Below are 22472 nucleotides of genomic sequence, written 5' to 3'. Positions count from 1 at the left end.
TATTTCTTTATTAAATAAGAACCTAAGACGGACATTCGTTATTTACGTCTCGATTCCATATAGCTCTGCAAAATAATAGTAGCCGAAACTTCGTCTACCAAAGCTTTGTTTTGACGGGCTTTCTTTCCAATACCACTTTGCAAAATTGCTTGATGTGCCAACACTGATGTAAAGCGTTCGTCGTAAAATTCGATAGGAATTTGCGGCATCGCCTTACGCCATCGGTTGACAAACTGCTGAACCCTGGCAAAGTTTTCGCTCGGTTTTCCATTCGTCTGCATCGGTTTGCCTATCACAATCCGTTCCACCTCCTCTTGCGCTACATAAGTCTTGAGAAAGTCGAAAAGTGCAGATGTAGCAACAGTTGCCAACCCATTTGCAATAATTTGCAATGAATCGGTAACTGCTATGCCCGTACGTTTCTTTCCGTAATCTATCGAAAGGATACGCATGGTGAAAGATACCAAGAGCGACATTCCCATGCTACCTCTCCTTAAACGAAGAGATGGCAGACTGTCGCCTCATGGTTGATTATTTCTTATACAGCAACCAAGCGTCAGGATACTGCTGACGGAACTGATTACGAGAGCGTACTGCAGAGGCTTTGTCTGCATGTGTAGAAGCGACTACACGATACATGTTGCGTCCTGCGTTGTAAGCAATCTGAGCTGCATAACCAGCTGCATTCAATGTACGCTGCAAATTTTCGGCGTTAGCCTTCAAGCCAAACGAGCCAACTACTACACTAAAGGCGCTCAAGCCATTACCGCTAACCACCGTAACATCTTCTGTACGGAACGTTGCGTTATCTACATTGTCCTGAACAGTTGTTTCTGTTACGGGAGCTGGCGTCAGAGGTGTTACCGTAGGCACTTCTGCCTCAGTCTCAGTCTTTGCCTGTTCTTGAGCTTTCGCCTTCTCGTAAGCCTTCTTATAAGCACTCTCGCTCGACTTACATCCAGTCAGTGCAAGTGCTGCACATAATCCTGCGCATAAAACAATTCTTTTCTTCATCATCTTGTTGTCGATATTATAAATTAAACTCTATTGATACTTTACGTTTATCTATCAAGGGCGAAATTACAAAATATCTGTCAAAAAGAAAGAAATGTACCCACTAAAGTTTGTTAAATCAATAGAATACAAACTTTTTAACACAAAAAATATCGTTACACCGTTGCTCGTTTGTAAAAAAAATCGTATATTTGCGTTATGACATTTGGAAGAGTATCCAATGCTAAAAAAGTTAATAAACAATATTCACATTAAAATTTAGAAACATGAGAACAGTTAGTTGTATTGGCGCATTCTTAGGAGGCGTCCTTGTAGGAGGATTAGTAGGTTTGTTGGTTGCACCTCAAAAGGGACAAGAAACACGTAATAAAATCAACGACACGATTGACGATTTTTGCAAAAAGCACGATCTCAAATTGTCTAAGAAAGACGTAGACGATTTGGTAGATGACATCAAGGATGCTGCTGCTGATATCGTAGATTAAACATTATTATATGTTTTCAAACGACAGAAACGTAGAAACCATTAGCCAACTGGTTGATGTTTGCAAACATTACATCGGGCTTCAGACAGAGTATGTCAAGCTCGATGTAATTGAAAAGGTGGTTCGTCTTATTACCGTTCTCACACTGGCACTCTCATTAACCATTGTATTGGTATTAGCGCTCATATATGTTTCGTTTGCCGCTGCTTATGCACTCGAACCCCATGTAGGGCTTCCTTTTGCCTTCCTCATCATTGCGGGCTGTTATTTATTCACTTTTGTGCTGTTTTTCTTGTTCCGCAAACAATGGATTCAGCGGCCAATTGTCAAGTTCTTGGCAAGTTTATTGATGGAGAATTAGTGATGACAAAGAACAATTATGATACACCTCAGACGAAATATACGTCTTTGTCAGAGATTCGAGAGCGCAAACAAGCACTATTGGATAACATCAGAAACGATGATTCACAGATGAAAGCTCTATGGGATCAGTTGTTTGGTACGTCACCATCCTCATTGACTACCAATTTGCCATCTAAGCGATTTTCAGGACTGTTGAATACAGGAGCAGGAGTTTTTGACGGTATAGTGTTAGGCTGGAAACTATATAGAAAATTTAAAAAGAGAAGATAAACCCTCTCTTCACTTCGCAAAAAAAGATAACTTTGATAGAAGGTTGTCTTTTTTTTATCCGCCCCCACTGTTGATTTCTTATAACAGGAACACTGACAGAATGTCCCCAAAAACCACAGTACAAAGTCGTTACGCTCCACAAACGTGTAAAACAATATATACTTTACACAGAACATAAACCCACAATCCTTTCATTTGAAGACTGAGATTTTTACTAAGAAGAATGACCTGCAAACTGCATCTGTAAAATTAGTGACACCCTCTTTAGAAGGATAATAAATGCTGAATTTTCTTTACAAAGTGCCTCTCATAACTCGCGTGAAAACAACCAACGACAAAATTGGTCACAAATACGCAAGTTTTGAGCAACTTTCGTAATTCATTGTTATTTAGATCATTACGTTTCACCCTTCTCTTTTCATTCGCAATTTTACCATCTTTGGGCTGTTGAAGCATTGAGATAAGCCTGCTATTTGCATGCCTTAAGGGCGCTGAAGCATGTGAATAACACCTCTAATACATGTTTCCAAGAGCGTAAACTCAATGTTTTAGCTTCAATCGACGTTTTATTTGATAAAACCAGCCCATTTTTGCATGTCGTTTGCCTATTATTTTTTTCTATTTTGAAGATTTTTAATGACCGTTTTTTGGTAAAATGATAGGACAAAAACAAGAATGCCACTACCACTTAACTCATTGAGTTATCATTGAAAGGACATGAGTCAATGCCATTAAGGCTTACAAATATCATCTCTATCACCAGACATCAACAAAGCAACAAACTCCATTTGCAGAATTGGTGCTTACAGAACAACCTAAACAAAGGCGATTACAGAATTTGCAATACCCCAAAAAGAGTGTTGCAACAAAAGAGACTAAAGCGCCCTACCCCAAAGGATTGTGCAGGAGTGTTGAGGTATCTTCTATTCCTTTTCTAACAGAAACCGCTCAATCAGCACACGGTCTGCCTCGGTCCAGTTGAGCGACTCCAGTTGGTCAATGGGTAGCCATTTGTCGTCCAGATGCTCCAATAATTTGTAGTCCTCATCGCCTCCTTTGCAGAGATAGGCTGTAATAGAGACCCTGAAATCAGGATAAGCATGCGTCACCTCTCCAATTTTTCGTCCTACAAATACATCCCAATCCATTTCTTCCTTAATTTCTCTGACCAATGCTTCGTGGTCTGATTCGCCCTCTTCTACCTTTCCACCAGGGAATTCCCAGTGTTCGGAAAGATAAGAATATTGTGAACGACCTCTTTGCATACATAGATAGCGCTTGCCTCGTTGGACGACAGCAGCCACTACGCGCGTAACTTCTGTTTTCATGTGATTTATATTATTATGATTCAAATTTACAAAAAATTATTGATAATGTTGTATATTTGCAGAAGATTAGTACCAATAATAGAAGAAAATGGCAATAGTTATAGGCATTGACGTGGGAATTAGCACCACCAAGATTGTAGGTATCAATGACGACGGAACAGTAGTAGCTCCTATTCGTATCAAGGCTACCGACCCCGTGACGTCGCTCTATGGCGCATTTGGTAAGTATTTGCATGACAACAATATACAACTGAACGATGTTGAACAGGTGATGTTGACAGGTGTGGGCGCTGCCTATGTGGACAGTTCCGTTTACGGTTTGCCGACAGCCAAGGCAGAAGAGTTTATCTGCAACGGTTTGGGAGCCCGATTTGAGACCGACTTGGAGGACATGATTGTTGTGAGCATGGGTACAGGAACCAGTCTTATACAATGTAAGGGCAATGACATTAGACACATAGGCGGAATGGGTATTGGGGGTGGAACCCTCATCGGCTTGTCACGCATCATGCTGAAAACGGATGATATCCGACAAATTTCCTCGCTTGCCATGCGAGGCGATGCCTCAAATATCGATGTTCGTATCGGTGATATCAGTCCAGAACCGCTTCCCAATCTACCCAAGACGGCTACTGCTTCCCTCTTTGGAAATGCCAAGAGCAACGCTTCGCGTGAGGACATTGCATTGGGTATCATCACCATGGTGTTACAAACCATTGGCAGCAGCACGATTTTAGCATCTTTGGGGTCGGGTATCAAAGATTATGTACTCATTGGCAACCTTACTTTACTTCCTCAATGTAAAATGGTGTTCAGTGGGTTAGAGAAAATGTATGGCGTGAACTTTATCAATCCCAAATACAGTGAATTCTGTACAGCGATTGGGGCTGCACTGTTTTATCTAAGCGAAAAAGAGAAATAGACAAGAGCGCAGTTTTCTTCCATGAGATGAGGTTGTCATTACAAAGAATGACTCATGACGTTTACAGTAGAACCTTTGGCGAGGCATGGGCGACGTGTCGCTTCATTTTTAACTAATCTGAGATTGACAGAAGTCATCTCCCAACATATATCCCTCTTGATATAACCGCTCCAGTTTGGTTGTATCTTTTTCCATACGTCCTACCTCCACTGGGTCTTGTGGACGTATGCAGACAATTTGTCCTGCCGCTTCCAACTGGTCGACTAATTCCAACTGTTCGTTATATGCCGCTACTCTACGACTAAGAGCCACGCGAAGACGCGGATATTTCTTGTAAATGAAATGGGGAATCTTTCTATCTCGCTCACTACTGCGATAGCCTTTGTGACGCGTTAGAATGACAACGTTTTTATGATGACCTTTCTCCATGGAGCGAATCACAGGGATAGAATCTGTGATTCCACCATCAAGCATGGGGATTTGGTCTATCTCTACAATCTTACTTACAAAGGGTAAACTACTCGAAGCGCGCACAATATCCAATGCTCGTTGCTTATTTTGCTGTTCTGTCAGGTAAGCTGGTAAACCCGTTAAGCAATTCGTTGTGACTATTTCAAAGGTAGAGGGAGACGAGAAATAAGTATCAAAATCGAATGGGACATACTCATTTGGAAATTTATCGTACAAGAGTTTTTGATCAAAAATACACCCCTGAGTCACCAAATGGCGCAGTCCTATGTAATCATATTTGGACAACAAATCGATATTAGAGAAGCGCGCGCGACGTGGTTGTCTACTGATATAAGACATACCATTACAAGCTCCCGCCGACACAGCAACAACATACTGAAAATACAAATCATGCTTCATAAAGGCATCCAAGACACCACTGGTAAACACTCCACGCATCCCTCCACCTTCGAGTACTAATCCTGTATTTCTATCAATTTGCATAAATTACTTATTAATTGAGACAAAGTTATATATTTTTCATCACTTTTTATTATCTTTGCATGAAATAGTGGAAACCAAGCACAAACAGATTTGAGCTGTTTACCTTGAAATCCATCTATATTATCTCGATGATTGCTGCTAACTGGCTATGACAGACACATTTACAAACAGTATTCAGCATGATTAGAAACGATTAATTTTATAAAACATTATTATATGTTCGACAAACAAACTTATATAAGACGCCGCACACAACTTAAAAAAGAAGTTGGTCATGGCATCATCATTCTCTTCGGTAACAACAACTCTCCTGCTAATGGTCCGTACAATGGGTATCATCCTTTTAGGCAAGATTCCTCTTTTTTGTACTATTTTGGACAAAACAGAGACGGATTGGTGGGGGTTATTGATATCGATAACGATCAAGAAAAACTGATTGGAGACGATATAGACATTGAAGATATCGTTTGGTTCGGGTCAGTTGATAGTGTTAAAGATATGGCAGCGCAGGTTGGAATAGAGCAGACAGCGCCCATGAAGGAACTCGCTACTATCTGTAAGCGTGCACAGGAGAAGCAGCAAAAAATACATTTTCTCCCACCGTATCGACATGACATCAAACTCCAAATATATGACTTGTTGGGCATTCATCCCAGTCAACAGCAAGAAAAGTCGTCCCTCGACCTTATTCATGCGGTTGTCAAGATGCGCTCTGTCAAAGAAGAACAAGAAATAGAAGAGCTGGAACGTGCTGCCAAGATAGGCTATCTCATGCATACCACAGCAATGCGCCTTACCAAACCGGGTGTCACAGAAAAGTTTGTGGGTGGACAGGTGGACGGCATTGCCAACTCTTACGGAGCCATGGTGAGCTTCCCAACCATCTTTACCCAACATGGAGAGATTATGCATGGCAGTCCTTCGCTCAACTTACTGGAGTCTGGACGGTTGGCATTGTGTGACGCTGGGGCTGAAACGGTGAACAATTATTGTTCTGACAACACCCGAACATATCCCGTTAGTGGCAAATTTACACAACGACAATTAGAGATTTATAGCATTGTTGAGGAATGTCATGACCACGCTCTCGAAGTTGCAAAGCCAGGAGTGAAATACATGGACGTTCATTTCTCTGTATGCAAGCTCATGACGGAGCGACTCAAAGAAATAGGACTCATGAAAGGTGACACAGAAGAGGCTGTGCGTGCAGGAGCACATGCCATGTTCTTACCTCACGGACTGGGACACATGATGGGAATGGATGTTCACGACATGGAGGCTTTGGGACAAATCCATGTCGGGTTTGACAAAGAGACACGACCTATCCTTGACCAGTTTGGCACCAATGCCTTGCGCATGGGACGGCGCTTAGAAGAGGGATTTGTGGTGACCGACGAACCTGGTATTTACTTTATTCCTGCCCTCATCGATGACTGGAGAGCATCTGGACACTGTAAAGAGTTCTTGAATTTTGAACTTTTGGAAACCTACAAAGATTTTGGAGGTATTCGTATTGAAGACGATATCCTAATTACCAAAAACGGATGTCGTTTCATTGGTGAGCAGCGCATACCCTACCATCCAAAAGATGTAGAAGCATTTATGGCTAACAATTCAACTAAATAATTTATTAAAACTATTCAAAAACATGAAGAAAATTTTGATGTTCGCCCTCTTGGCTATTATGGCAACGGGTGCACAAGCAGCTAAGAAAAAGACTGCCCCAAAAAACAACCAGCCAGTATTTACTGTTGTAAAGCAAAACAAGATTACAAGTGTTAAAGACCAAAACCGTAGCGGTACGTGTTGGGCTTACTCTACATTGAGTTTCTTGGAAAGTGAAATCTTAAAAAAGACAGGGAAAACGTACGACCTATGCGAGATGTTCGTAGCACACAAGACATACCAAGACCGAGCTGAAAAGGCTGTACGTATGCATGGTGATGTGAGTTTTGCACAAGGAGGTAGCACATACGACCCTGTTTATTGTTGGCAACACTATGGCATGGTTCCCGAAACAGCAATGCCATTACCTGGCACGATGACAGGTGACTCGTTGGCTAACTTTGGCGAATTCTTTGAACTCTTGACACCTTATGTTGAAACAATAGCTAAAAGTAAGCAAAAGAAAATTTCTTCTACATGGAAAAAAGGAATGGTAGGAATTCTTGATGCTTACCTTGGCAAGACTCCTGACACATTTACATACGAAGGAAAAACCTATACACCACAATCGTTTGCGGCAAGTTTAGGCTTGGATATGAACGATTATGTACACTTCACCAGCTACACACACCATCCCTTCTGGACACAATTTGCGGTTGAGGTACAAGACAACTGGCGTTGGCCTTTGAGTTGGAACGTTCCTATTGAAGAGATTTGCAACATCATTGACAACGCTATCAACAATGGTTATACCGTAGCATGGGGCGGAGATGTTTCTGAAGATGGATTTACACGCAATGGTTTAGGTATTGCTTACGATTTGAAGAAAGCACGCGATTTGTCTGGAACGGATGCTGATCGCTGGGTTAAAATGTCCAAATCCTCAAAGAAAGCCAAAGCAGATTCATTAGGTATCAATGCGCCTGAAGTTGTTCCTACACAAGAGATGCGCCAAGAAGCATTCGATAATTGGGAGACAACAGATGACCACGGCATGCACATCTTTGGTATTGCCAAGGACCAAAACGGTAAAGAATATTACATGGTAAAGAACTCTTGGGGCGAAAGTGGCAAGTACAAAGGTATTTGGTACATGACAAAAGCTTTTGTAGCTTACAAGACGATGGATTTCATGGTAAACAAGAATGCTGTTCCTGCAAATATCCGTAAGAAATTAAATATCTAAATAACGCTTCAAGTTGATCTTGAAACCACAATAAGAAAGACCGTTTTTCTATACAGGAAAAACGGTCTTTCTTTTTTATGCCAATGCCTCAACTCATGGACAGACAACTAATTTCTTCAGTAAAAACATGAACCGAAAAACACAAAGCAGAAAGGTTAGATTGAAGAAGAATGCGCATTACCAGACACTTTTTTAAGAATTGCTGGGGAAGGATGCAAATTATTTGTGACATTTACGATGCATTATGGTAAATTATTTGTAACTTTACACACAAATAAGTCTTCATTTTTATGAAGACCATTACTCGTATGACCGCATGCGAGTACGACTCGACAAAAATAAAAAACAATATAAATGCATTTCAAATGGAATTATGTACCACCTACATCAGAAGAAACAAAGGCAGCTAAGGAGTTAGGAGATAAATTAAATATCAACACCATACTCGCTTTGTTGCTCATCCGCCGAGGCATTACTACTGAGTCCGCGACAAAAAGGTTCTTTCGTCCACAACTGGCAGACCTCATTAATCCTTTCTTGATGAAAGATATGGACGTGGCGGTAGACAGACTCAACGATGCTATGGGGCGCAAAGAACGCATTTTGGTGTATGGCGATTACGACGTAGATGGTTGTACATCTGTAGCATTGGTGTACAAGTTTCTCCAACAGTTCTACTCTAACATAGACTATTACATTCCAGATCGATATGACGAGGGTTATGGTGTCAGCAAAAAGAGTTTAGAATATGCACGAGAAACAGGTGTTAAACTGATTATTATTTTAGATTGTGGAATTAAAGCAACGGACGAAATTGCATATGCGAAGAGTTTAGGCATTGACTTTATCATTTGCGATCACCACGTACCAGACGAAGTAATGCCGCCTGCTGTAGCTATTCTCAATCCAAAAAGACCCGATGACACCTACCCGTTTAAGCATCTCTCTGGATGTGGAGTGGGCTTTAAGCTCATGCAGGCGTTTGCTAAAAACAACAACATTCCTTTCTCTCGGCTCATCCCACTGCTTGACTTTTGTGCAGTAAGTATATCGGCTGACATTGTACCTGTGGTAGATGAAAATCGTATCTTGGCTTTTCATGGATTGAAACAACTCAATCAAAACCCAAGTGTTGGGTTGAAAGCCATTATAGATATTTGCAATTTAGGCAACAGAGACATCTCCATGAGCGATATTGTCTTCAAGATAGGACCGCGCATCAATGCCTCTGGACGCATGGAGAATGGAAAAGAAAGCGTTGACTTGCTGGTGGAAAAGGATATTGCGAGTGCCATACGACAAGCCAAACACATTGACGAATATAACGAGCAACGAAAAGATATCGATAAACAGATGACCGAAGAAGCTAACCTTATCGTCTCTAAATTAGAAAGCCAAAAGCATCATTCCTCTATTGTTCTCTATGATGAGAATTGGAAGAAGGGCGTTATTGGGATTGTAGCTTCACGATTGACAGAAATTTATTTTCGACCTACCGTCGTTCTTACACGTGATGGTGAATTTGCAACAGGGTCTGCACGCAGCGTAACAGGCTTCGATATCTATGCTGCCATCAAGAGTTGTCGTGACTTGTTGGTGAACTTTGGAGGACACACCTATGCGGCAGGACTGACCTTACGTTGGGATGATATTAAAACATTCCGCACTCGTTTTCAAAAATATGTAGATGAACACATTCGTCCCGAACAAACTGAACCAATTATTGATATTGATGCTATCATTGATTTTAAGGATATTACCAAACGTCTACATCAAGAATTAAAGAAATTCTCACCTTTTGGACCTGGCAATCCCAAACCCATGTTTAGTACAATCGGTGTGTACGATTATGGTACAAGTAAAGTGGTAGGGCGCGAACAAGAGCATATTAAACTGGAATTAGTCGATTCCAAATCGAGCAATGTTGTCAATGGCATTGCCTTTGGACAAAGTGCATCGGCACGATACATCAAATCCAAACGCAGTTTTGACATTGCTTATACCTTAGAGGACAACGTCTTTAAGCGCAACGCTGTGCAGTTACAGATAGAAGATATACGACCTACCGAAGGAGAAGATTATCAAACATGACGCCATGCCTGTTCATGACAAATACTTAAGCATTCTGCAGCAATACTGGGGATACAAAGATTTCCGCGGTATTCAGCGTGAAATTATTGAGAGCATTGGTCAACAACGTGACACCTTAGGTCTTATGCCCACAGGTGGAGGCAAGTCTATCACCTTTCAAGTACCAGCCTTAGCACAACCAGGGATATGCTTGGTCATCACGCCGCTCATTGCCTTGATGAAAGATCAAGTGCAACATCTCAAAGAAAAGGGAATTACAGCAGCAGCAATCTTTTCAGGAATGACAAGAAGAGAGATTCTCAAAACCTTAGACAACTGTATCTTTGGTGACATCAAACTATTATATATCTCTCCCGAACGCATAGGCTCAGAGCTTTTCTTGATGAAACTTCGTCGAATGAACGTCAGTTTCATTACTGTCGATGAGGCGCATTGTATCAGTCAATGGGGGTATGACTTTCGTCCAGCTTACCTGAACATTGCCGATATACGAAAAGAAAAGCCAGCAGCTCCTCTATTGGCACTCACTGCAACAGCCACACCCGAGGTAGTTGAGGACATTCAACAACAATTAGGCTTCAAAGAGAAGAATGTCTTCCAAATGAGTTTTGAACGTTCAAACCTCACATACGTAGTGCGAACAGCGCAAGACAAGAATCAAGAAATCCTACATATCTTGCAATCACTCCCTGGCTGTGCCATTATTTATGTACGGAGTAGAAAACGCACAAAAGAGGTTGCAACACTGCTCAACGCTTGTAATATTCCTGCCACTTATTATCATGCAGGGTTAGAACACAGCGTGAAAGATGAACGGCAGCGTGCATGGCAAACGGATCAGATACGGGTCATGGTGGCTACCAATGCTTTTGGAATGGGCATTGATAAGCCAGATGTGCGTGTGGTGATACACATCGACTGTCCCGACTCATTAGAAGCTTACTTTCAAGAGGCAGGACGTGCAGGGCGTGATGGACAGCGTTCCTACGCTGTCTTGTTGTATAACACCAGTGATAAGCATAAACTCAACAAGCGAATCGAAGACAATTTTCCTGAAAAAGACTATATTAAAGATGTGTATCAGCATTTAGCTTATTATTTTGAAATAGGCTTAGGAAGCGGAAGTGGGCACACCTTTACTTTCGACATTGGGAAGTTTTGTGCCGTCTTCCATTATTTTCCCATTCCTGTGAACTCCGCTTTGCTCATTCTGTCACGTGCGGGCTACATAGAATATGATACAGATTCTGACTCCAATGCTCGAGTAATGTTTCTTCTTGACAGAAACGAATTATACAAACTCAATCAGGTTTCCCCACTACAAGAAAAGCTCATCACCAGTCTATTACGTACATACGGGGGACTTTTCACTGACTATGTGTACATTGACGAGGCACTTTTGGCTCAACAAACGGGTATCACCCGCGAACAGTTGTACCTTATCTTAAAAGGATTGACGCAAAGAAGAATCCTCCACTTTATTCCTCAACGAAAGATGCCCTTTATCACTTATGCGAAAGACCGCGAGGCAATTGAAAATATGGTGATACCAAAAGCGGTTTATGAAGAGCGTAAAGAACAATTTTCCAAGCGCATCAAGTCTGTGATTCGTTATGCGGAAAACAATGAAGTATGTCGAAGCAAGCAGCTATTGCGCTATTTTGGTGATGTACAAGCAAAAGACTGCTTGAAATGCGATGTTTGTTTGGATCAAGGTTTACAACGAAATAACACCGTCACAACAAACGAAATCAAACAAACTATCCTTCATGGACTGGAAGACAAGGAAAGACATCATATCACCGAGCTTGATAAGTTAGCGTTTCCTGAAAAGCTCTTAGACCAAGTTTTAGAACAATTGGTTGCCGAAGAAATCATCATCTTGGAGGGAAGCTATATTTATCTCGCCAACAAGGGACAAAAGCCAAAATAAATAGAGTTAACTCCTTTATTTCTTAATGAATACTGTCTATGTTGTCAACTCATTGACAAAACCATAGAAAACAAACATTGCGAGGTCATTCGGTACTCAAATTACGTTCGCAAAAATCAGCATTTTGTTGTAGAAGCATCATCCACAATAGATACGATCTCCGACAAAGAAGTTAAGATATAGGTTGGAAGGGCTTCATCATACTGCTTTTCTATCCATCCCTCACCTTTGAGCCAAGCTGTTTGGCACCCCAACTTCGAAGCTGGTTCTACATCCTTATAAAAGCTGTCACCAATCACCAACACTTCTTCAGCAGGCAGTTGGAGTGCATCAAGTGCCAGCTTAAAGATGCGAACATCAGGCTTGCGTATGTTTACCACAGCCGATTCTATCACGGTTTCAAATATATCGCCCAACGAAAACTCCTGCAACACCGTATTCATGTTACCGTAAAAATTCGTTACCAAACCCATTGGAAATCTTTCTTTCAAATACTGTAACATCTTCCGATGTTGCTCTATGATCTGCGTTACATGTTGATAAATTTCCGATAATAGCAGCTCTTGGGTGTGCAGCAGTTCCGCTTCGTCCACACCCCACACTCCCATCATGCACAGTTGTTCCAATTCCAATCGTAACTTCACTTCTATTGTCCTTCGCAACGTATCCGTTGGTTTCACCAAAGGACTTTTTTCTAACATTCGTTCTCCGTAGACATACGCTTTACGAAAATCATCCTCACACACGGGAACACCTACTTTTTGATACATCTGCCATAACATTTTTCCCCAGTGTTGACCATTCGTATCAATAGTTCCACCAAAATCAAAGAGTAAACCGTGAATAGGAGACATAGCAGCTGTTATCATAATTGGTTAGTTTGTTGCGTTATTGCAGATTTTGAAAGCAATGAAATCATCTCTGTGCACAATTTTTCGTGTCGCTGATGCATATAAATATAAATCAATTGTAACACCGTAATTTCAAAAATAAAATACAGCCACGGACAGTTCAACAAACAAGTAACGTACAAACAGATAGCTCGTGTGTTGAAGGTTAGAATGTTGGTGTACGGCATAAGAGGTCTGCTGCCTTCTAAGAATTGCTGCCTTACCGTATTATCTGGATGTGACTTAAAACGCTGAAAGAACTTTTGAAATGCAGGAGTTCTTCGCTCTTGACTTCGACAATAAGACGTATAGTTGAGATAAAAGAGACGTTTCAGCCAATCACCCTTATCCAAATGCTTATATATAAGGTATTGCTGTTTGGAGTGTCCCAATTCGCTACCCCCTTCACCTTTGAGAAAATACAAGTGTATCTGTCGGTAATAATCGCCCAATGAGCTTTGTGTAGTATGACACAGCACACCTGCCACGAGCGCTAATGTCCATATTGCAGCACCCCATGGCACTGTCGTACCAGGCATCAACTGGTGTTGCATCCGTAAGGCAAGTGCCACATAGATGCCCACAAACCATAGTCCACTTGCAAAACCATCCAACATACGACCGATAAAGGTGTGTTTCCCCGTGAGCCGTGCCAACTGCCCATCGGTGCTATCGCAGAAGTTGGCGAACATGAGTAACAGCACTCCGCACACATTATGCCACACATCTACGAAATAAAAACAATAAGCTGCCCCTATTCCAAGAAAGATAGAAAGAATAGTCACAGCGTTAGGATGCACACCAAGGCGTTTCCATAGCAATGCAAAGACCAATCCTATAGGGCGTGTAAAGTGCACATCGAGCCACTCTTCGGTATCTTTCGACTTCATCGAAGCCTTTAACAATTCCTTAAATCTTCCCATTTCTGCTCTACTAATTGTGCGATGGCCTGCGCTGCCTCTTCTTTACAAGCGGCAAAACTTGGCCAATCGTTAAAGTCGATAATACTAATTTCTCCTTCTCGGTTCACGACACAGTCGCCTCCATACACATCAATGCCGATGATGCGAGCCAGTCTAACAGCTTCTGTTTGCAACAAATTTGCATCAAAATCATAGCCCCCTGTCTTGATACTGCGATAAAACCATTTGAAAAAATGCTGCCCTATCCCGTAGAATTTGATTAAGTCGCCTTCTACATGTGCGCTTTCTATGCTCGAACAAATACCTCGTTGTCGCCATTCTTCTTTTCTAATAGCCAATTCGTTTTCATCTTTGCAATACACCACATCACTATCCAATTGAGCTTTTGAGTCACCCCTTTTGAGCCAATAGCCATGTTTTCCTCGCTGCGGTGGCATGGGTATATGGTTTTCTCGCATAACCTGCGCCACTTTTTTTCTTGCACACAACTCCACTGCATCGGGACAGTTGATGACAAGAGCACCGCGCTCTTCACACGTACGAAGTAATGCCAATGTGGCTGGATGGCGTCCCATGCTTAGGTAAATATCAGCCTCATCCTGCACTGTGAGTTTCAATTCATCAACCATTCGAATGTCCCCACCAAGCTGTTGCATCACAGCAACAAGGATGTCCCTATCCTTCTGTTCTGCTTCAAGTGAATAAATGTAATCTCGACGAATGGCTATGATATTTTGATGCTTCATTGTTATTCAAAATCTTTTTCAAATCTACCTATCCAACTCTTGATATTTATCCTTTGTTTGGCTTGTTAATTTCCGAAGAAACGCCTCAGCTTTTGCAACATCCGACAAATGGTCGATGTCCAAAACCTGTCCCATGTCGTGCGCCATTACAGTACATTGCTCGGCTATGAGTGCTCGTTGAAAATTACGCATTCGTTGTTCGCCACGCTGAATGCAACGTTGTAAGATGTCGAAGATATGCGGATGTAGTCCGTAAATGCCTGCCGAAACATATTTGCAACGAACACTACCCTCATCATGAAAGCCCAATACACGCATTGACTCATCAGTTTCTACAAACAAGGGCTTCTCATCGTCCACAAATTTAGTCACACCCATATAGGCATCTACACCCTGTTGCAAGGCTTTCTTAAACCCCTGAACATAGGTCATAAATGCATCTTCTTCGAAAATGGCATCTACCGTAGTTAAACAAAAGGGCGCATCTTCTAATAAAGGGCGCATTTCAGCCAAACTGTGCATAGAACTTGGTGTACTTCTTATCAATATTTTCAGCGTAATAGGCTCACCATTTAGTCCTTTTTGTTGTATCGCTTGTAAATGAGTTTGCACATTGGTCATCTCCTCGTTGCAAATCACGATGATTTCGTCCGCATGGTTTGCTACAAAGATACGTAGCAGTCGGTCTATCAAACATTCGTTTCCCACCTTAACGAGAGGCTTAGGCAAGGACACGCCCTCATTACTTAACCTTGATCCTTGACCTGCTGCTATGATAGCATATTTCATTATTTTCTATTTTAATATATGTACAGAGAAAGCTTACTTTCTTTGTAGAGGCGTAGCCTATCTTTTGCAAAGGTAGCGCAAGCCGAAGACAGAGAAAGTTTACTTTCTTTGTTGAGGCGCAGCCTATCTTATGCAAAGGTAGCGCAAGCCGAAGACAGAGAAAGTTTACTTTCTTTGTTGAGGCGCAGCCTATCTTATGCAAAGGTAAGATATATAATTGAAAAAAGGGCGGAACCTTCAATTATTCCGCCCTTTTCAACTTTGCTTTTCTCTATTTAGAAAGGATGTGCAGGTCATCGGTGTCAATACTGCCAGTGCCTTGTATTTTCTCTTTATATGTGTTAACCGTCCCCGACACATCTATATCACCTGTGCCTTGCAAACTACACTGTGCCCACTGACATTTTTCAAAATGCACCTTAATGTCTCCTGTTCCCAAGAGCGAAATAAACGCTTGTGATGTGATTACATTTTTAATGTTTATATCGCCCGTACCTTTTAGGTTGACCTTCACCTTATCACAAATCAAATCCTTTATATCAATGTCTCCTGTACCCATTAATGAGACAGACAATGTATCCGTATCTAAACGCTTATGAACCTCAAATTCGCCCGTACCCTTTAAGTAAACAGAAACCAAATCGGGAGATGTGATGTAGATATCAACATCCTCTTGGTTGCAAAAATTCAACCACTTGTCTTTTTCTTTCCTCTTAATATTCAACGTGTTACCATCACATGTGATTCTTAATTGTTGGATAGCTTTCTCACTTCCCTCAAAACGAATGCTTGCAGAATCGGCTTGCTCAAAATAAACATTATAGCAACCCTCTATATTCACATTCTTAAAATACTTGATTTTACTCGACTGTGTGATTTTCCGTTCGCTCCTTCTATCATTTTTTGTGCAAACACACGAAGCAAATAGCAAGAGTGTGAAAACTGCCAATGTACAATAGATTTTTCTTTTCATACGGTTCGTATTATAGATGAATAATAAATATTACGTGTCTTATATTTTTTATTTTATGCGATAAATTCCTCATCACATTCAAACATAAGACGCAAACAATATTCACAAAGTTGCAAGTGTGTCACTTTTTGATGCAACACACTTGCTACTATATGGGTTAGCTCACTCCACTATCACCTCGTCTACGAACAAGAAGGCGGTCTGTCCATAGCCATAATGCCATTGGGGCATACTGTGTTCGGACAACACCTTGATGCGTAGATATCGTGCTTTAACGTTTTCAAGCGTTATCTTCTGCGTGTTTACACTGGGTGGCACAACGTGCGGAAGCGATTGTTTAGTATCCGCAAACACCTCCTTGAAATGCTCTCCATCGTCAGACACCAATAAGGAAACGCCTCGATCAGGGAATATCCAGTTGGATTGTTCGGTGAGTGTGCGTACCGATACACTCTTAATGGGCATCCTGCATTGCAGATCAATGATGATGTCCATATCGTTTCCCACGAATCCTACCCAGCGTCCAGAGTGAAACGAAGTGTTGCCCAGCAATCCGTTCACCAGTTCTTGTGGACTATTTCCTTGATAAGCATGGTTAGGTGGCGTGCAAAAACGAACGGGTTTCATCATGGCTTTGTGAACAATGATTTGCTCCTTGGTCACATCACTGTGCAGACTATCGCTATAAGCTATGGCTTTAATGGTGGCGGATTGCTTGAGGCAAAAGGGCTTTTTGTACGGTTTACTTTGCTTATTAGGCTCACTTCCATCTGTGGTGTAGTAGATTTTCGCCTTCCCTGGTGCACCGAGAGTCACCTCCATGGCTTGCCCTTTGGGCGATGGTGTCAGCGCCGTGTTCACCGTGAAATAATGTTCAGCATACCGATAACCGCAGGCTTTGTAGAGTTGCAACATGTGAGGCAACCGTTGTAAGAAGCTGCCATAATCCTTCTCCTGATCGCTCGACCACTGCACCTCGCACGCTGCTGCCAACCGTGGCAACATCATATATTCTATGTGTGATAGCGATTTTACCTGCTCTGTCCACAGATTGGCTTGCACCCCAATGATATGCTTTGCCTGCTGTGGCGTCAGCGACATGGGAACAGGCTGGAAAGCATACACCTTCTCAATGGGCAGATAGGCATTGAAAGCCACAGGCTCGTTGGCTCTGTCTTCAGTTTGGTAATAATCAAAATACATGTTCGAGGTGGGACACATAATGGCATCGTGTCCCAAGCGTGCAGCCTGTTCGGCTCCCTGAATGCCTCGCCACGACAATACCGTTGCGTTAGGCGCCACACCTCCTTCCAAAATTTCGTCCCAACCACACACTTTTCGCCCATGCTGGGTGATAAAATTCGCCATTTCGGTCATAAAGTAGCTTTGCAAACGCTGCTCTTTGGTGTGCTGTGCATCGGTAACAAGTCCCAAACTTTGAATCTTCGCCTGACATTTGGCACAGTTTTGCCACGACTTCTTTGGACATTCGTCGCCTCCAATGTTGATATACGGACCGGGAAAGAGCTGCATCACCTCGGCAATCACGTCTTTGGCAAACTGCAAGGTGCTGTCGTTGCCGGCACAAAGCACTTCCTCTGCAATGCCCCACTCTGTGCGTACGCTGTACGGACCGCCTGTACATCCCAACTTGGGGTAAGCCGACAAGGCCGCTACCATGTGTCCCGGCATGTCTATCTCGGGCACGATGTTGATGTGACGCTCGGCAGCATACTGCACTATCTCCTTGATTTGTTGCTGCGTGTAATAACCTCCATGGGGTTTGCCATCCTTCTTGTCTGTGTGTCCGATAGCCGTTTCGGGTCGGAATGCAGCCTTCTGGGTCAGCAATGGATATTTTTTTATCTCAATACGCCAACCCTGATCATCGGTCAAATGCCAGTGAAAATTATTGATGTTGTGCAAGGCAAGCATGTCGATAAAGGTCTTGACGGCATCTACCCCAAAGAAATGGCGTGCCACATCGAGCATGGCACCCCGATAAGCATATTGCGGATAATCTATTATCTCGCCTGCTGGAAACACAATCCCTGACGAATAAGGCAGCAAATCCTTCTGTTCAGTTGCTGAACAGCACTTCTTACTTTTCCCGTCCTCTTTCTCACATCTTCCCTTATCCATATGACACTTCAAGGGAATTGCCTTTCTCAAAGTCTGAATGCCATAGAAAGTGCCAGCGGCAGATGCTCCCTGAATGGTTATTTTTTCTGCGGAAACACGCATGCTGTACGCCTCCTTATTGGGATGTGGCAACCCCGTACACAACTCAATGTTGTGTGCATCGGTGGCACTGGTTGCTATTTTGAGTTGCATGCCCGTGAGTTCAAAGATATAGGATGCCAGCAATTCGGCATCTTTCTTCAGCACACTGTCACCTGCTGGGTACACAATTCGGGTTTGAGGGGTCAGCACAAAGCCCTTACTCTTCACCATATTGATTTGTCGTGGCAAAGGAATCACACTGTAATTTGCCATGTTTGGAGCACTCTGCGCATATCCCATGGCTGCAAGCAACCACAGGCATACGCTCATCAAGATTGTTTTCTTCATATCAAAAGATTGTTCAAGTTTACTTTTTTGCAAAGATTGCGCAAGCCGAAGACAGAGAAAGTTTACTTTCTATGTTGAGGTGCAGCCTATCTTCTGCAAAGATAACGAAAACAAATCACAAACGAACAAATTGGCAAGCGCATTTGCACGACCCCACCCCTATCAACAACTCGCCACCCGAAACCGTGATGTTCCAGGTGGCGAGTGTGAATATTTCAGGAAAGTTGCGCTGTGACGGACGCCCTATCCCTTTCGAGTAGCCTTATTGGTAGTCGAACACCATGCCCGTAGCTCCTACTCCTATTGCCAAGGTGTGCAGCAACTTGCCCGATGCGTTGTACACGTTTACATAGCCTGCGCCACCATAATCAGCACGATGGGTCTCTGGATTCAGCTTGTATGACATAATGTAGACATAGCCCGTAACTGGGTCTACCGCCATCGCCGATGGTGCTTCCACCATGGTCGTGGTAAAGGTAGCGGTCTTGCCCGTACGCACATCGTACACATTGTAGGTCACAGGAGTGGCTGGGTTGGTGTAGGGTGCATTGATGGTGTAGATTTTTTCTGCCCCTCTTTTGTCATTCACTGCCATTAAAGTAGCATCGCTCACCTTGGTGACCTGCTTGCCAACCACTTTCATGACACCTGCTCCTGTCTGATTCCAATTCTTGTCGTAGCTCCCAGCATGCAATACATAAAGGTCGGAGCCGATGAACTTGGCTGCTACAGGATTGGTGAGATGCTCGTTGACAATCATTGTTGTATCGCCCGATGCCACATCAATCACCGACAGGTTGCCTTTTCCCCTGCCATAGTCGCTATTGCAAACATACAATTTGCCGTTGTGATAGGCAATACCATCAGGGAACGAACCTGCCTGATAGGTCTTCTTCAGTCCAAGACTCGCGGTATCAATGGCTGCCACCACACCACCAAAGGTGGTTACATACACACTACCATTGGCTGCCACGGCACGACGAGGCGACTTGCCCTTATCGTCGCGTAGGAGTTTTTGCAACTCAATGCGCTTGATGGCGTGTAAGGTATTCTTGTCAACGACCTCTACCGAGCCTTCACCGTCTACCACAATATACATTTTCGAGCCATAGATAATAGCATCGTTGACCGTTACTCCAAGATTGCGTCCATTTACCTGACTGAACACATTCTGTGCGGTAGTCCACGTACCCATGTCCACACGCGTGAGTGTTCCAGTGGAACCTATCGCCTGCTGACCAGCATTCACAACATAAGCCGCATGGGTTACTTTTTTCAAATCCCGTGGATTTACGTCATCATCGTCATCCTCACACGAGGTAAACAAACTAACTCCCATCAGGAGTACTGCCAAACTTAATAAATACTTTTTCATTTTTGAGTGATTAAAATTTATAATTCATTGTTATTTCTGCATGGATGCCAGGCATGGGATAGCCTGCCACTATCTGATATTGCTGATTAAAAATATTCTTGATATCGGCTCGCAACTGCAATGGTTGCTCGCACACCCGAAACGTGCGGTATGCCGTCAAGCTCCATTCTTGATATCCTTTCAGGTACGACCCGTCATGATGTTGGTTGTTGAGCCATTTTCCACCTACTCCCACCCATTGCAACGTAAGGTTGAGCCAGCGATTTTGCGCATTGAGCGAACAACCGCCAGCGTGAAGAGGCACATAGGCTATCTGATAATTATAATAAGGTGACGATGCCAAGGTGCGATTGGCGGCTCGCTGATAGCTGTAGTTTGCTATCAACATCAAGGTGTGCTGGGCATTGGCACGCCATGTGGTTCGCAGCATGGCATCGATACCCACAATGCGCACCTTACCCACATTGACCGTTCGCCACACAAACAGATTGTAAGGCACTGCCACTATTTTGTCGGTCACATGGTTCAGATAGCCGTCCAAAGTTGCCCAGAACTGCACATGGGACAACGACTTGTCAACGGTAACTCCCACATTCAACTGATCGGTCTGCTCGGGTTTGAGGTCTTTGCTGCCATATCTGAAGAAATAATTCTCATTGAAGGTAGGCATTCGGAAGATGTTTTTATACGATGCCCTCACATACAAAGGTTGATGAGGAAATGGTGCCCATGACAATGACAACGATGGACTGAGTCGCTTTTGGTTGTCGGCAGCCGTTCCTGCACGTGCGCCGTTCTGATAAAACGAGCCTAACAGACGAGCTTGCGCTGTCAGTCTTTGCAACTGATATTTTGCGGTTAAACTTTGCCACACACTGTGTCGATAGGGCTGTATGTCGTTCGTCAAACTGCTATGCAGCTGGTGAAAGGCATAATCAGCGGCATAACTCAATGCCCAATGCTTGTCAGGACTGAACAACAAGCAAAGCGATGTGTAGGCTTCATCTTGATGATAGTCGGCATCCATGGGACCACTATGCGCTCTACTCTCTCGATACGAGGTGTTTGACTTATCCCACTTGCCCAGCCATTTCATCCTAAAAAAGCGGTTGACTTGCCACAGATACTGTGTTTGCACAAAGTAGTTGCGGTTATCGAGCTGCTCACTACTCTCGTTGGCGTAATAGCGCACCACACCGGGCAGCTGCTGGTGGTTGTCATAGTAGTAAGCCTTGACCTTGAGCAGTTGGTTAGCTTGTGGCATCCAAGCCATATTCCCTTCGGCATGTCCACCCTGCATCTTGCTGTTGTTGCGTGTCTGTCGTGTTTTCAACGTGCCATTGCGCAAGGTATAAGGATAATTGTTGTTGGCAGAAACATAATCGGCAATGACCGAAAAGCGAAAAGGTTGCGACACGTTTTGCTCGTAGCGAAGCGACGGATGGAGATAGCCAAACGACCCTACCCCAAGCTGTGCATCGAAATGCGGACGACGGTCGGCACGACTACCACCCATGGTTTCTATGGACAGCACGGCAGGCGTGGTGGCTTGTCGAGCAGGGATGAAGATGTCCGCATTGTCGCCTATGGTGAGCATGATTTGCGACACGTGTGCCAACGAATAGCGAGAAAGGTCGATATCGCCTGTCTGCATGTTGCTGAGCATCACGCCATCGTAGCTCACCCCCGTGTGCTGTGTGCCAAAACCACGCACCGACACAGTCTTCATGCCACCCGCTCCACCGTAATCACGCAAGGTAATTCCCGGTATACGGTGCAAGGCATCCGCCATCGTGGATACCCCCATGCGCTGCAAATCGCTGTGCTGCAATACGTGTTCGGGCGATGTGCTTTGCAAACTTCGCATGAGTCGCCCCTCGGACACAATGACCGTATCCAACGTATGCACCCGATGCGTCAACGAATCGGTTTGGGCATTGGCACGCAAAAACGCAACTGAACAAAGCAGTATGATAACTACTCTTGGCATGAAA

General features: G+C 43.3%; 21 protein-coding genes. 9 read left to right on the top strand and 12 right to left on the bottom strand.

Features of this window, described 5'->3' with window-relative positions; all coding sequences use genetic code 11:
* Positions 1-38: 38 nt before the first annotated feature.
* Together ruvX and DEM91_RS01805 are read right to left on the bottom strand one after the other, a co-directional pair.
* The gene (gene ruvX / locus DEM91_RS01810; RefSeq protein WP_008126091.1) at positions 39-452 is read right to left on the bottom strand and encodes a Holliday junction resolvase RuvX; all 414 of its coding nucleotides are present in this window, start codon (positions 450-452) and stop codon (positions 39-41) included.
* 79 nt (positions 453-531) lie between these two features.
* Entirely contained in the window at positions 532-1014 is a 483-nt protein-coding gene (locus tag DEM91_RS01805) for an SPOR domain-containing protein (RefSeq protein ID WP_102188306.1), read from the bottom strand.
* 266 nt (positions 1015-1280) lie between these two features.
* On the opposite strand from DEM91_RS01805, the gene DEM91_RS01800 reads away from it, so the two are divergent.
* The 3 genes from DEM91_RS01800 to DEM91_RS01790 are packed head-to-tail and all read left to right on the top strand — an operon-like array spanning position 1281 to position 2132.
* Positions 1281-1499, top strand: a complete 219-nt coding sequence (locus tag DEM91_RS01800) for a YtxH domain-containing protein (RefSeq protein ID WP_249857733.1) — start codon at positions 1281-1283, stop codon at positions 1497-1499.
* 10 nt (positions 1500-1509) lie between these two features.
* The gene (locus DEM91_RS01795; RefSeq protein WP_025071658.1) at positions 1510-1860 is read left to right on the top strand and encodes a phage holin family protein; all 351 of its coding nucleotides are present in this window, start codon (positions 1510-1512) and stop codon (positions 1858-1860) included.
* Positions 1861-1862: 2 nt separating this feature from the next.
* On the top strand, positions 1863-2132 hold the full coding sequence (locus DEM91_RS01790; protein WP_103003923.1) for a hypothetical protein: 270 nt from the start codon (positions 1863-1865) through the stop codon (positions 2130-2132).
* Positions 2133-3055: 923 nt separating this feature from the next.
* On the opposite strand, the gene DEM91_RS01785 is transcribed toward DEM91_RS01790, so the two are convergent.
* Entirely contained in the window at positions 3056-3460 is a 405-nt protein-coding gene (locus DEM91_RS01785; protein ID WP_249857731.1) for a (deoxy)nucleoside triphosphate pyrophosphohydrolase, read from the bottom strand.
* 88 nt (positions 3461-3548) lie between these two features.
* Between DEM91_RS01785 and coaW the strand changes: the two genes are divergently transcribed.
* On the top strand, positions 3549-4382 hold the full coding sequence (coaW, locus tag DEM91_RS01780; protein WP_249857730.1) for a type II pantothenate kinase: 834 nt from the start codon (positions 3549-3551) through the stop codon (positions 4380-4382).
* Positions 4383-4490: 108 nt separating this feature from the next.
* Here the strand turns inward: coaW and DEM91_RS01775 are convergent, their stop codons facing one another.
* Positions 4491-5336 carry a patatin family protein gene (locus DEM91_RS01775; protein WP_249857728.1) on the bottom strand — a complete coding sequence of 282 codons (846 nt, stop codon included), beginning with the start codon at positions 5334-5336 and terminating at the stop codon, positions 4491-4493.
* A gap of 216 nt (positions 5337-5552) precedes the next feature.
* On the opposite strand from DEM91_RS01775, the gene DEM91_RS01770 reads away from it, so the two are divergent.
* The 4 genes from DEM91_RS01770 to DEM91_RS01755 all read left to right on the top strand — a co-directional run bounded on the left by DEM91_RS01770 (position 5553) and on the right by DEM91_RS01755 (position 12211).
* Positions 5553-6962 (top strand): aminopeptidase P family protein, encoded by a 1410-nt coding sequence (locus tag DEM91_RS01770; protein WP_103003878.1) that lies wholly within the window; start codon positions 5553-5555, stop codon positions 6960-6962.
* A 22-nt stretch (positions 6963-6984) separates the two neighbouring features.
* On the top strand, positions 6985-8187 hold the full coding sequence (locus tag DEM91_RS01765) for an aminopeptidase C (protein WP_103003877.1): 1203 nt from the start codon (positions 6985-6987) through the stop codon (positions 8185-8187).
* Positions 8188-8541: 354 nt separating this feature from the next.
* Entirely contained in the window at positions 8542-10278 is a 1737-nt protein-coding gene (gene recJ, locus DEM91_RS01760) for a single-stranded-DNA-specific exonuclease RecJ (RefSeq protein ID WP_249857726.1), read from the top strand.
* 4 nt (positions 10279-10282) lie between these two features.
* Entirely contained in the window at positions 10283-12211 is a 1929-nt protein-coding gene (locus DEM91_RS01755; protein WP_249857723.1) for an ATP-dependent DNA helicase RecQ, read from the top strand.
* A 116-nt stretch (positions 12212-12327) separates the two neighbouring features.
* Here the strand turns inward: DEM91_RS01755 and DEM91_RS01750 are convergent, their stop codons facing one another.
* The 6 genes from DEM91_RS01750 to DEM91_RS01725 form a co-directional block, all read right to left on the bottom strand.
* A complete protein-coding gene (locus tag DEM91_RS01750) occupies positions 12328-13080 on the bottom strand; it encodes an HAD family hydrolase (RefSeq protein ID WP_195252144.1) in 753 nt (250 codons plus the stop codon).
* Positions 13077-14024 (bottom strand): CDP-alcohol phosphatidyltransferase family protein, encoded by a 948-nt coding sequence (locus DEM91_RS01745; protein ID WP_195252145.1) that lies wholly within the window; start codon positions 14022-14024, stop codon positions 13077-13079. Before DEM91_RS01745 ends, DEM91_RS01750 begins: the two co-directional genes overlap by 4 nt.
* Complete coding sequence (locus DEM91_RS01740; RefSeq protein WP_195252146.1) at positions 14000-14770, bottom strand: hypothetical protein; 771 nt, start codon at positions 14768-14770, stop codon at positions 14000-14002. Before DEM91_RS01740 ends, DEM91_RS01745 begins: the two co-directional genes overlap by 25 nt.
* 24 nt (positions 14771-14794) lie before the next feature.
* Positions 14795-15559 (bottom strand): NDP-sugar synthase, encoded by a 765-nt coding sequence (locus tag DEM91_RS01735; protein WP_103003873.1) that lies wholly within the window; start codon positions 15557-15559, stop codon positions 14795-14797.
* 271 nt (positions 15560-15830) lie between these two features.
* Positions 15831-16532, bottom strand: coding sequence for a GIN domain-containing protein (locus DEM91_RS01730; protein ID WP_195252147.1), 702 nt, complete (start codon positions 16530-16532; stop codon positions 15831-15833).
* 162 nt (positions 16533-16694) lie between these two features.
* Positions 16695-19103, bottom strand: coding sequence for a glycoside hydrolase family 20 protein (locus DEM91_RS01725; RefSeq protein ID WP_195252148.1), 2409 nt, complete (start codon positions 19101-19103; stop codon positions 16695-16697).
* Positions 19104-19174: 71 nt separating this feature from the next.
* Between DEM91_RS01725 and DEM91_RS01720 the strand changes: the two genes are divergently transcribed.
* Complete coding sequence (locus DEM91_RS01720; RefSeq protein WP_028900769.1) at positions 19175-19363, top strand: hypothetical protein; 189 nt, start codon at positions 19175-19177, stop codon at positions 19361-19363.
* Positions 19364-19365: 2 nt separating this feature from the next.
* Here the strand turns inward: DEM91_RS01720 and DEM91_RS01715 are convergent, their stop codons facing one another.
* Both DEM91_RS01715 and DEM91_RS01710 read right to left on the bottom strand, forming a co-directional pair.
* The gene (locus tag DEM91_RS01715) at positions 19366-20478 is read right to left on the bottom strand and encodes a YncE family protein (RefSeq protein WP_028900770.1); all 1113 of its coding nucleotides are present in this window, start codon (positions 20476-20478) and stop codon (positions 19366-19368) included.
* A 10-nt stretch (positions 20479-20488) separates the two neighbouring features.
* Positions 20489-22468 carry a TonB-dependent receptor gene (locus tag DEM91_RS01710; protein ID WP_249857721.1) on the bottom strand — a complete coding sequence of 660 codons (1980 nt, stop codon included), beginning with the start codon at positions 22466-22468 and terminating at the stop codon, positions 20489-20491.
* Between the last annotated feature and the right edge of the window lie 4 nt (positions 22469-22472).

It is taken from the genome of Prevotella sp. TCVGH, from assembly GCF_023522295.1.
In the GTDB taxonomy this organism is placed as follows: domain Bacteria; phylum Bacteroidota; class Bacteroidia; order Bacteroidales; family Bacteroidaceae; genus Prevotella; species Prevotella timonensis.
Note: the sequence above shows the minus strand (reverse complement) of the source record. Positions and strands in the feature narration are given on the sequence as shown.

Coding starts and splice junctions, on each gene's coding strand:
- ruvX (WP_008126091.1), bottom strand. CDS start 452: ATGCGTATCCTTTCGATAGATTACGGAAAGAAACGTACGGGCATAGCA.
- DEM91_RS01805 (WP_102188306.1), bottom strand. CDS start 1,014: ATGAAGAAAAGAATTGTTTTATGCGCAGGATTATGTGCAGCACTTGCA.
- DEM91_RS01800 (WP_249857733.1), top strand. CDS start 1,281: ATGAGAACAGTTAGTTGTATTGGCGCATTCTTAGGAGGCGTCCTTGTA.
- DEM91_RS01795 (WP_025071658.1), top strand. CDS start 1,510: ATGTTTTCAAACGACAGAAACGTAGAAACCATTAGCCAACTGGTTGAT.
- DEM91_RS01790 (WP_103003923.1), top strand. CDS start 1,863: ATGACAAAGAACAATTATGATACACCTCAGACGAAATATACGTCTTTG.
- DEM91_RS01785 (WP_249857731.1), bottom strand. CDS start 3,460: ATGAAAACAGAAGTTACGCGCGTAGTGGCTGCTGTCGTCCAACGAGGC.
- coaW (WP_249857730.1), top strand. CDS start 3,549: ATGGCAATAGTTATAGGCATTGACGTGGGAATTAGCACCACCAAGATT.
- DEM91_RS01775 (WP_249857728.1), bottom strand. CDS start 5,336: ATGCAAATTGATAGAAATACAGGATTAGTACTCGAAGGTGGAGGGATG.
- DEM91_RS01770 (WP_103003878.1), top strand. CDS start 5,553: ATGTTCGACAAACAAACTTATATAAGACGCCGCACACAACTTAAAAAA.
- DEM91_RS01765 (WP_103003877.1), top strand. CDS start 6,985: ATGAAGAAAATTTTGATGTTCGCCCTCTTGGCTATTATGGCAACGGGT.
- recJ (WP_249857726.1), top strand. CDS start 8,542: ATGCATTTCAAATGGAATTATGTACCACCTACATCAGAAGAAACAAAG.
- DEM91_RS01755 (WP_249857723.1), top strand. CDS start 10,283: ATGCCTGTTCATGACAAATACTTAAGCATTCTGCAGCAATACTGGGGA.
- DEM91_RS01750 (WP_195252144.1), bottom strand. CDS start 13,080: ATGATAACAGCTGCTATGTCTCCTATTCACGGTTTACTCTTTGATTTT.
- DEM91_RS01745 (WP_195252145.1), bottom strand. CDS start 14,024: ATGGGAAGATTTAAGGAATTGTTAAAGGCTTCGATGAAGTCGAAAGAT.
- DEM91_RS01740 (WP_195252146.1), bottom strand. CDS start 14,770: ATGAAGCATCAAAATATCATAGCCATTCGTCGAGATTACATTTATTCA.
- DEM91_RS01735 (WP_103003873.1), bottom strand. CDS start 15,559: ATGAAATATGCTATCATAGCAGCAGGTCAAGGATCAAGGTTAAGTAAT.
- DEM91_RS01730 (WP_195252147.1), bottom strand. CDS start 16,532: ATGAAAAGAAAAATCTATTGTACATTGGCAGTTTTCACACTCTTGCTA.
- DEM91_RS01725 (WP_195252148.1), bottom strand. CDS start 19,103: ATGAAGAAAACAATCTTGATGAGCGTATGCCTGTGGTTGCTTGCAGCC.
- DEM91_RS01720 (WP_028900769.1), top strand. CDS start 19,175: ATGTTGAGGTGCAGCCTATCTTCTGCAAAGATAACGAAAACAAATCAC.
- DEM91_RS01715 (WP_028900770.1), bottom strand. CDS start 20,478: ATGAAAAAGTATTTATTAAGTTTGGCAGTACTCCTGATGGGAGTTAGT.
- DEM91_RS01710 (WP_249857721.1), bottom strand. CDS start 22,468: ATGCCAAGAGTAGTTATCATACTGCTTTGTTCAGTTGCGTTTTTGCGT.